The sequence below is a fragment of the Tabrizicola sp. genome, from assembly GCF_036781545.1.
Lineage (GTDB): Bacteria > Pseudomonadota > Alphaproteobacteria > Rhodobacterales > Rhodobacteraceae > Tabrizicola.
On the sequence record NZ_DAIQAT010000160.1, the window covers coordinates 1 to 7,843 of the forward strand.

Genomic DNA, 7,843 nt, shown 5'->3' on the forward strand with positions numbered 1-7,843 from the left:
AGTGAATCACGACGCGGAAGCGAAGGGAATCCTGTTTATGGGTTCAAGACCTAGGCGCCCTTGCCCCCGGCGACACGTTCGAGATCGGCGGCGTGATCTACGAGGTCCGGGGCGAACCGCTGCGCGATGCCCTGCGCCACGTCTGGAAAGCCGAGGCTCGGGAGGCATGAAGATCGGCGCCAGCATCGACGGCGATCTGAACACGATCGCCACCGAAATCCTGCAAGAGGCCGAGGCCGCCGTCACCCGCGGCGTCTTTGCTGCCGGGCGGGCTCTACTAGACGACTGGCGCGGGCAGGTTCGGGCATCGGGACTGGGATCGCGCCTCGCCAACTCCGTGCGTCAGTCCGACTTTCCGCGATCGGGCACGTCCCTTCGCGCCGCCAGTCTCGTCTGGACCAAGGCGCCCGACATCTTGCACGCCTTCGATGGCGGCGTGCTGATCCGCGGCAAGGACGGCCTCTGGCTCGCCATCCCCCTGCCCGCCGCGGGCATCACCGGCCTCGGCCGACAGCGCATCACGCCCTGGCGCTGGGAACAGCGCACCGGCATGCGCCTGCGCTTCGTCTATCGCCGCAGCGGCCCGAGCCTGCTGGTTGCCGATGATGCGCGGCTAACCTCGCGCGGGTTTGCTGCGGCGAAGAGTGGTCGGCGGCGGCGGGATGGGGTTTTGACCGGGGCCCAGACCGTGCCGGTGTTCCTCCTATTGCGGCAGGTGAAGATGCCGAAGAAGCTGGACCTTGATAGGTTGGCGCGGGAAGCAACGGCCCGACTGCCGGGGGCGATCTTGGGGGCGTGGCAGGGATGACGGCTTGATTTGGACCATATGATAGTCCATATTATGCCCATCACTGGAGGCCGCCATGCAGATTTCCATCACCGAGGCCAAGGGCCATCTGACCGAACTCGTGCGCCGCGCCGAGGCGGGAGATGAAGTTGTGCTGACACGGCATGGCAAAGCGGCCGTTAGGCTGGTTCCCGTCGTCCCTGCGGTGACACGCGATCGCCGCCGCGTGGTCATGGAAGCTGCCCAGCGCAGCGCCATGGCCAAGATCACGGCTGGGGCGAGTGCCGCCCGCAGCCAGGACTTCCTCTATGATGACGATGGCCTGCCGAAGTGATCGCCGTTGATACCTCTGCCTTGATGGCAATCCTTCTGGGCGAGCCCGACGCTGACATCGTGATGCAAGTCCTCGATGAAGCGGAATCCCTATGCATTTCGGCGGGAACGCTCGCCGAGGCCATGATCGTCGCTGATCGCCGCTCGGTGGGCGCTGAAATGCAGCAGCTGATCGAAGGGCTGGGAATTGAAGTTGTCACCGTGACACAGTCAGGGGCCGATGCCGTAGCGGCGGCCTATCGGACTTGGGGAAAAGGCATCCATCCGGCCGGGCTGAACTTCGGTGATTGCTTTGCCTATGGGCTGGCGGCGGAACGAAACTGCCCTCTCCTTTTCGTCGGGGACGATTTCGGCAAGACCGATGTGAGGCTTGCCTCAGCACGCCGCGACGAACCCTAATTTGGCAACTGAAGCCCAATCACCGGCAATCGGTCTTCGTCGCTAAGCGCTTGGTTCAATGCAAGAAGCCGGGATCTGGAAACGAGGCGCTGGCCGACCCACGATGCAGGCAACGTCGCAATCACCGGATGCTCGGGCCCGTTGTAGAAAACGGTGCCTTTGCAGCGGTCGAAATCGAGATCGAAGAACAGGAGATGATCTGCCCGGGTTTCCACTGGGCGAAATGCTGGCCCCAGACCGCGGCCGGTGGCTTTGACCTGCACCGTCTTTCCGCAAGGGCTGCGACCGTCAATGCCAGGGTGAGACTTGTTGCTCACCAGCTTGATCCCGAAAAGTTCGACCGCCAGCGCCTCTCCGATATCGCCCACAAGGTTTCCGTCCAGCGTGTACTCGAGACTGACCTCGTGGCCGCCGCGGGCGAGAAGCTCCTTGTAATAGTCGCGGACACGGTTTCGGGCGGCAACCAAGTCGGCAATGGCCGGAGGCAGATCGAAAACGTGCATTCGCTATCCCATGAGATCAATTGAACCATCTGGTGCGAACCTAGCCGCCGAGCGCTGAGTTGTCCAAGCGACAAGACAAAGCACCGCGCAAAGCCATCTGGCCCAAGAGATTGATCGGAACCCGCCCATGCCCACGCAATCCACGGCCGAGCGCCTGCTCGCGTCGCTTCATAGCCTATTGTCCGGCGCGATGCCGCCCGGCGCGAAGGTGCTGCGCAACGCGATCCTGCCCGAGAAGGTGCCTGCAGCTGGGGTGGTGATCCTGCGCGATGGCGATCCGGGGCCGCCGGAGGTGTGGCTCTCCCCGCCGGGCTATTACTATGAGCACAGGGCCGAGATCGAATTGGTGGTGGACGGAACACCGGCCGCCCGGGATGCGGCCTTCGACGCTCTGCGCCTGGCGATCGGCACGGCGCTGGCCGCCGACCGCACACTGGGCGGCCTTTGCGATTACATTACGCCCGAGGCGCCGGAACCGGTGCTGCTGGCAATCGACGGAAACGAGGGTCTGAAGGCGGCGGTGATCCCGGTGATCCTCGCCTACGCCACGACCGACCCGCTTCTCTGAACCCACCCCCGAAAGGACTAACCCATGGCCCGCCAGCCCGGCGCGCGGACGCAAGTCGCGTTCGCCTTCGAATCCGTTTACGGCACGCCGCCCGCCAGCGGCTATCGCCGGATGCCCTTTGCCACGACGACGCTCGGCTCCGAACAGGGGCTCTTGTCGCCCGAGCTTCTGGGTTACGGCCGAGACCCGCAGGCGCCGATCCGCGATGCGGTGAATGTCGACGGCGATGTCGTCATCCCGATGGACGCCGAGAACCTGGGCTTCTGGCTGAAGGCGATCTTTGGCCAGCCGGTGACAACCGGCACCACGCCCAGGACCCATACCTTCCAGTCGGGCGGCTTCACGCTGCCCAGCATGGCGATCGAAACGCAGATGCCCGATGTGCCGCGGTTCGCGATGTATTCCGGGCTCGTGGCCGATCGCATCCAGTGGCAATCGCAGCGGTCAGGGCTGTTGACCGCGACAGTGGGCCTGATCGGCCGGGGCGAGACAGTCGCAGCCACAACTGCCGCCGGAACCCTCACCGATGCCACCCTGCCCTTGCAGCGCTTCGGCAATTTCCAAGGGTCGATCACGCGGAACGGGGGCGCGCTGGGCAATATCGTCTCGGCGCAGGTGTCCTATGCCAACAACCTCGACCGGATCGAGACCATCCGCAACGACGGGCTTCTCGAGGGGCTGGACCCGTCCATGGCTGCCCTAACCGGATCGATCGAGGCACGCTTTGCCGACCTGACCTTGGTGAACCAGGCGATCGCCGGTGACCCTTGCGAGCTCGTCTTCGCCTGGAGCCTAGGGGCGAATGCCTCCCTCACCTTTACGGTCCACGCCGCCTATCTGCCCCGCCCCCGCATCCCGATCAACGGGCCGCAGGGCGTGCAGGCCACCTTCGAATGGCAAGCGGCGCGGGCCACGTCCCCCGCCCGCATGTGCACCGCCGTCCTTGTCAACACCACCGCATCTTACTGAACCCCCAAACCGGAGCCGTCCCATGATCCGCCTGAACCTTTCCCCTGAACCCGCCTGGCTCGACCTCGGCGGCGGCGTGCGCCTGCGCCTCGCCCCCCTCACTTCGGCGCTGATCGGCGCCGCCCGCAGCGACGCCCAAGTCTCCAGCCTGCCCGAAGACGCGCCCGCCGATCAGGTGGCCGTCGCACTGGCCAAGGCGATTGGGTCACTCGCCATCCTCGAATGGGAGGGCGTCGGCAATGACGAGGGCTATCCCGTACCGCCCACGCCAGAAGCCGTGGCTGCGCTTCTCGACCTCTTCCCGCTCTTTCAGCGGTTTCAGACCGACTATGTGGCCAAGGGCCTGATCCTGGCCAATGAGGGAAACGCCTCCGCGCCCTTGCCGAATGGCACTTCGGTGGGGGCGAAGGCTACTGCGCCGGATGCGTAAAGCCCTGCCCGGCCTGCCCCGCTGATCTCCACCGCCCCCGCACATTTGAAGCCTGGCAAGTCTGGGAACTGGCCCAAGCCCTCCGCGGCCAGTTTCGCGCCATCCCCGGCGGGGTGGTGAGCTGGGACATGACGGCCGCCGTGGCCATGGCCGAGGCGCTGGGCCTGAACCGGCTGATCACGGCCGAGCTTCTGCCCCTGATCGAACCCTTCGCCGTGCGCGGCATCAACGCACAAGTGAGAGCGCAGAACCATGACGACGCGATCTGAACGCCGGGTCTCGGTGCGCCTTGTCGCGACCGGTGGGCAGGCACTGAAGGCTGAACTGGTCGGCATCGGCCAGGAAGGTGCTCGCGCGCTGACCTTGATCGAGGCAGCAGGCCCGCGGGCGGCGGCGGGCTTGAACGAGGCCGGGGTGTCGGCAGGTGAGGCCATGCGCCAGATGCAGGACCTTGCCAATCGCGCTGCCCGGGCGGCCAGCGCCTTGCGTCAGGCGGGGGCGGTATCGGGCACCGTCATGAACACCGTGAACCGATCCACCGGCGTGTCGGGCGGGATGACACGCGATGCGGCCGATGTTGCGGCCTATGGCCGGGCCCTTGATGACCTCCGCGCCAAGCACAACCCGCTCTTCGCGGTAGTGCGGGACTATCGATCAACCCTGACCGAGATCCGGCAGGCGCACCGTGTGGGGGCGATTTCGGCCGAGGAGATGACGGCTGCGATTTCGCGGGAACGGCAGGCGACGCTGGCCAGCATCGCGGCGATCAAGGGTCGCACCACCGCGCTGGGCGGGATGAGCACGGCGACCCGCAACGCCAGCCACCGCATGGCGAACCTCTCCTTCCAGCTTCAGGATATCGGGGTCTCGCTCGCAGGCGGCATGAATCCCTTCATGGTCATGGCGCAGCAAGGCAGCCAGATTTCCCAGATCTATGGGTTTGGGAATGGCGGTGTCGGCGCCCTCTTCCGCGATCTGGGCGGCATGGCGCGCACCCTCGGCCAAGGCATCCTGCAAGTCGCAGGGCGCTTTCCGCTGGTGACGGCTGCCGTGGCGCTGGGTTCGGCGGCGATTGCCGGGATGCGGAGCGAGATCAACGAGACCACCGGCGCGCAGGTCAGTTTCACGGACGTGGCCCGGGCGGCCTGGCAGGTCTTTGCGGAGAACGTCTATCAGATCGGCAAGCCGGTCTTCGACACGATCCGGGGCTGGTGGGACAATGCCGTCGCCTGGGCCGATTGGGCCTGGGAGCGGATCGTCGACGGCGTGATCTGGATGGGTGACCTCGTCATCAACGCCTTCAAGGTCGCGGCCGCAGGTGCGACCTATGCCTTCCAGGGCGTGCCCGATGCCGTCGGGGCTCTCGCGGTCGGCGCTGCGAACGCGGTGATCGATGCCGTCAACTGGATGATCGAGAAGGCCCTGGCCGGGATCAACGCCCTGGCCGAGGCGGCGAACGCCGCCCTCGAAGCGGTTGGCCTTGACCCAGCGTTGTCCACATTAGACCCGGCCACCTTCAGGATCGACAGTGTGGCCAACCCCTATGCCGCTCGGGATGCCGAACGCCGCGCCGCGCTGGCGGCGCAAATCCGTGGCATCGTCTCGGGCTCGCCCCTGTCGGAATACTTCAACGACGTCCGCGATCGGGCGCTGCAAATCTCCATCACGCCCGACGATCCAGCGGAGGGTGGCGCGGGCGGCGGCGGCGGTCCTTTGCAGACGGCCGAAGAAGTGGCAGCGGCTGCCGATGTCGCGGCAACCGGCTGGGCGGCAGTCAGCGAGGCGTTGTCTACCTACGCCGCCGAGGCCGCCAACTGGGGCGGCAGCGTGGGCGAGGCGATCACCAGCGCTTTTCGGGCGGGCGAAGAGGCCGTCGCCGAGTTCGTCCGGACGGGGAAGCTGGATTTCAGCAGTTTGGCGACCTCGATCATCGCCGATCTGGCCAAGATCGCCTTCCGCCGCTTCGTCTTCGGCCCCCTCGCTTCCGCGCTGGGCGGCGTGCTGGGCGGGATTGGTGGGGGCATGGGAGGCGGGATGGGCGGGGCCAAGATCAAGGCCGGGGTCTATCACGCAGGCGGTCGGGTGCCCGGCCCCGCCAGCATGATGATCCCCGCCGCCGCTTTGGTCGCCGCCCCGCGGTTCCACAATGGCGGCGGCATGGGGCTTGGCTCCGACGAATATGCCGCCGTTCTTCTGCGCGGTGAACGCGTTCTGAACCGTGCGGAGACCCGCGCCTGGGAAGGCGGGGCAGGCACCACCGTCAACATCTATGCCCGCGATGCTGAGAGCTTTCGCGCCTCCCGCGCGCAAGTCGCCTCCGATATCGCCCGGGCCGTGGCCTATGGCCGAAGGAGCAGCTGAATGGCGTTTCACGAGATCAGGTTTCCTGACAGCATCAGCCGGGGCGCGAAGGGCGGGCCGGAACGGCGCACCCAGATCGTCGAACTGGCCTCCGGCGACGAGGAAAGGAATGCCTCATGGGCGAACTCACGCCGCCGCTATGACGTCTCCTATGGTGTGCGCCGGGCCGACGATCTCGCCGCGGTCGTTGCCTTCTTCGAGGCTCGCAACGGCCGCCTGCACGCGTTTCGGTTCAAGGATTGGTCGGACTACAAGTCCTGCCTGCCCTCGGCGGCGCCGTCACCCACCGACCAGATCATCGGCACCGGCAACGGATCGACCACCACGTTCGCCTTGACCAAGACCTATGCCTCCGGCGCGCAATCCTGGGCGCGAACGATCATCAAGCCAGTTGCGGGCACGGTCACAGTTTCTCTGAACGGGGTCGCGCAGGGGTCCGGCTGGTCGATCAACACCACCACCGGGATCGTCACCTTCGTCGCTCCCCCGGCCACCGGCGCCGTGATCCGCGCCGGGTTCGAATTCGACGTGCCGGTGCGCTTCGACACCGACGAATTGCCCGTCACGCTCGACATCGAACGCACCGGCTCCATCCCATCTATTCCGCTAATCGAGGTGCGCCGATGACCCCACCCAAAGACCGCAACACCATGGGCTATGTCGCCTATGTGAGTCTCGCGTTGGCCCTTTCCGCCCAAGGCGGGGCGGCGATCTGGTGGGCCGGGATCATCAACACCCGTGTCGCCATGCTCGAACGGCAACTGGACGATCTGGCCATGATCCGCCCCGAGCAAATCCGCGACGTGGCCGAAGCGCTACGTGCCATTGCCGTGATCGAAGAGCGGATGATCCGCCTCGACGAGAACATCGCCCGCATCGGCGCCGCCGTCGGCCGCCTCGAACAACAGGACCGCACCCCATGAAGACCTTGCCCTCTGGGTTCCAAGCGCATCTGGACGAAGGCACGACCACCCTCGCATGGTGCTGGCGCCTGCAACGTCGGGATGGCGCGGTGTTCGGGTTCACCGATCATGACCGGGTACTGGCCTTCGCAGGCACCAGCTTCGAACCCGAGACCGGCTTTGCCGCCAGCGAGATCAGAAGCCTGGGCGATCTGTCGGTTGACGCCCAGGACGTGCAAGGCGCGCTGCGCTCAGACCGGATCACCGAGACCGATATCGCCGACGGCCTTTGGGACAATGCTGCGGTCGAGGTTTGGCTGGTGAACTGGCAGGCGGTCAGCCAGCGCGTCCTGATGCGCCGCGGTAGCATTGGCGAGATCAGGCGCGGGCAACATGCCTTCACCGCCGAAGTGCGGGCGCTGGCGCATCTCTTGAACCAGCCTGTCGGCCGAACGTTCCAGTATTTCTGCGACGCGACCTTGGGTGATGCGCGCTGCGGGGTGAACCTGACCAGCGCCCTGTATCGCGGCACCAGCGCGGTGACAGCCACGATCGGCGACCGACGGTTTACCGTAGCGACCGGCCTCGGGG

Annotated in this window: 13 protein-coding genes; 12 read left to right on the plus strand and 1 reads right to left on the minus strand. The window is 66.2% G+C overall.

Going from position 1 to position 7,843, the window contains the following annotated elements; translation table 11 throughout:
- Window positions 1–5: 5 nt before the first annotated feature.
- Genes V7Q39_RS20640 through V7Q39_RS17400 form a run of 4 tightly spaced genes read left to right on the plus strand, consistent with a single transcriptional unit; the run spans window position 6 to window position 1,519 of the window.
- On the plus strand, window positions 6–170 hold the full coding sequence (locus V7Q39_RS20640) for a head-tail joining protein (protein WP_443082540.1): 165 nt from the start codon (window positions 6–8) through the stop codon (window positions 168–170).
- Complete coding sequence (locus V7Q39_RS17390; RefSeq protein ID WP_333817880.1) at window positions 167–808, plus strand: DUF6441 family protein; 642 nt, start codon at window positions 167–169, stop codon at window positions 806–808. Before V7Q39_RS20640 ends, V7Q39_RS17390 begins: the two co-directional genes overlap by 4 nt.
- Before the next feature lie 55 nt (window positions 809–863).
- On the plus strand, window positions 864–1,121 hold the full coding sequence (locus V7Q39_RS17395; protein WP_333817881.1) for a type II toxin-antitoxin system Phd/YefM family antitoxin: 258 nt from the start codon (window positions 864–866) through the stop codon (window positions 1,119–1,121).
- Window positions 1,118–1,519 (plus strand): type II toxin-antitoxin system VapC family toxin, encoded by a 402-nt coding sequence (locus V7Q39_RS17400; protein ID WP_333817882.1) that lies wholly within the window; start codon window positions 1,118–1,120, stop codon window positions 1,517–1,519. Before V7Q39_RS17395 ends, V7Q39_RS17400 begins: the two co-directional genes overlap by 4 nt.
- Here V7Q39_RS17400 and V7Q39_RS17405 read toward each other — a convergent pair.
- Window positions 1,516–2,022 (minus strand): DUF6998 domain-containing protein, encoded by a 507-nt coding sequence (locus V7Q39_RS17405; RefSeq protein ID WP_333817883.1) that lies wholly within the window; start codon window positions 2,020–2,022, stop codon window positions 1,516–1,518. The genes V7Q39_RS17400 and V7Q39_RS17405 overlap by 4 nt on opposite strands.
- Window positions 2,023–2,149: 127 nt before the next feature.
- Here V7Q39_RS17405 and V7Q39_RS17410 point away from each other — a divergent pair, with 127 nt between their 5' ends.
- From V7Q39_RS17410 to V7Q39_RS17445, 8 genes are all read left to right on the plus strand, one after another.
- On the plus strand, window positions 2,150–2,590 hold the full coding sequence (locus tag V7Q39_RS17410; RefSeq protein WP_333817884.1) for an acyl-CoA transferase: 441 nt from the start codon (window positions 2,150–2,152) through the stop codon (window positions 2,588–2,590).
- Between the two features lie 24 nt (window positions 2,591–2,614).
- Entirely contained in the window at window positions 2,615–3,559 is a 945-nt protein-coding gene (locus V7Q39_RS17415; RefSeq protein ID WP_333817885.1) for a phage tail tube protein, read from the plus strand.
- Window positions 3,560–3,581: 22 nt separating this feature from the next.
- Window positions 3,582–3,989 (plus strand): hypothetical protein, encoded by a 408-nt coding sequence (locus V7Q39_RS17420; protein ID WP_333817886.1) that lies wholly within the window; start codon window positions 3,582–3,584, stop codon window positions 3,987–3,989.
- A gap of 113 nt (window positions 3,990–4,102) precedes the next feature.
- Window positions 4,103–4,258, plus strand: a complete 156-nt coding sequence (locus V7Q39_RS17425; RefSeq protein ID WP_443082539.1) for a DUF7697 family protein — start codon at window positions 4,103–4,105, stop codon at window positions 4,256–4,258.
- Window positions 4,242–6,350: a phage tail tape measure C-terminal domain-containing protein gene (locus tag V7Q39_RS17430; RefSeq protein WP_333817889.1), complete on the plus strand. Its 2,109-nt coding sequence runs from the start codon at window positions 4,242–4,244 to the stop codon at window positions 6,348–6,350. Before V7Q39_RS17425 ends, V7Q39_RS17430 begins: the two co-directional genes overlap by 17 nt.
- Window positions 6,351–6,977, plus strand: a complete 627-nt coding sequence (locus V7Q39_RS17435; RefSeq protein WP_333817890.1) for a DUF2460 domain-containing protein — start codon at window positions 6,351–6,353, stop codon at window positions 6,975–6,977.
- Entirely contained in the window at window positions 6,974–7,273 is a 300-nt protein-coding gene (locus V7Q39_RS17440) for a hypothetical protein (RefSeq protein WP_333817891.1), read from the plus strand. Before V7Q39_RS17435 ends, V7Q39_RS17440 begins: the two co-directional genes overlap by 4 nt.
- On the plus strand, window positions 7,270–7,843 hold a 574-nt coding region (locus V7Q39_RS17445; protein ID WP_333817892.1), incomplete at its 3' end, for a DUF2163 domain-containing protein. The genes V7Q39_RS17440 and V7Q39_RS17445, both read left to right, overlap by 4 nt.